A 948-nucleotide genomic window follows, 5' to 3' on the forward strand; every position below is an offset into this window, starting at 1 on the left:
GCTGTGTAGTCACTGCGGACTCCCTCTCGTGTGTGGTGACAGAGATAGGACACCGCTGGAGGCAGATGTGTGACATGGCGGTCGGCCGCTGCGGGTTCTCGCGGTTTTTGCCCTTCAGTCCCGGGAGTCGGAGGGGATGTCCCCGGGGTTGATCGGATCGGCGGTGGGACCGTCGGTGAGGGGATCGGCCAGTTCGGACCCGCCCACAGCCTGGCCCATCCAGGTCAGGGCCTCCCAACCGTCGGGACCGCCGTCGAGCACTACCACTCCGGTGTTGCTCAACTGGTTCCGGGCCACGAACGGGACCGTTAGATTGGACGCCCGCGCGCCGGCCCAGCTGCGGATCATGGCGCCATGGCTGACCACCGCCAAGGTGCCGATGCCCGAGATTCGGGCTTCGTCGATGACGGCGTCGAACCGGCCAAAGGTTTCATGCCCGTCCGGACCGCCGGGCATCCGGCGCTCCAGGTCCCCCGAGGCCCAGGCGAAGACGGTGGTCATGTAGGCAATGATGGCATCACGGTCGCCGCGCATTTCCAGCTCGCCGGCCGAGATCTCGCGCAGCCCTTCGCGCACGTCGGTTTCGAGCTTCCGTGCGGCAGCCAGCGGAGACGCCGTGAGCTGCGTGCGCACGAGGGTGGAGGCCAGCAGTGCGTCGATCGGTTCGCCGTCGAGCGCCTTTGGCAGAGCCCGCGCCTGTGCGTGCCCCAGCTCGGTCAGTTCAGCCCCGGGGGCGCCGGTGTCCAGCAGCCCGCGGACGTTGGAGTGAGTTTGCCCGTGCCGGATCAGCAGCAGCCGCATGGCATCAGTAGCCCAGCGGCCGTCCGGCCAGCCGTTCCAGCCGGGCCACCCGGTCGTCCATCGGCGGGTGGGTGCTGAACATCTTCTTCACGCCACCGCCCTTGAACGGGTTGGCAATCATCAGGTGGCTGGTGTTGACCAGCTTCT

At 67.8% G+C, this 948-nt stretch carries 1 protein-coding gene and 1 pseudogene; both read right to left on the minus strand.

From position 1 onward, the window contains the following. Positions 1-114: 114 nt before the first annotated feature. Positions 115-801 carry a histidine phosphatase family protein gene (locus AC5RWT_RS37815; RefSeq protein ID WP_494084681.1) on the minus strand — a complete coding sequence of 229 codons (687 nt, stop codon included), beginning with the start codon at positions 799-801 and terminating at the stop codon, positions 115-117. Positions 802-805: 4 nt separating this feature from the next. Next, positions 806-948: pseudogene (locus AC5RWT_RS37820) on the minus strand (protease HtpX); the annotation flags it as partial.

The organism is Arthrobacter sp. Dra40, assembly GCF_059091905.1.

Bases quoted from the DNA above. Each gene is read 5' to 3' on its own strand.
- AC5RWT_RS37815 (WP_494084681.1), bottom strand. From the start codon at position 801: ATGCGGCTGCTGCTGATCCGGCACGGGCAAACTCACTCCAACGTCCGC.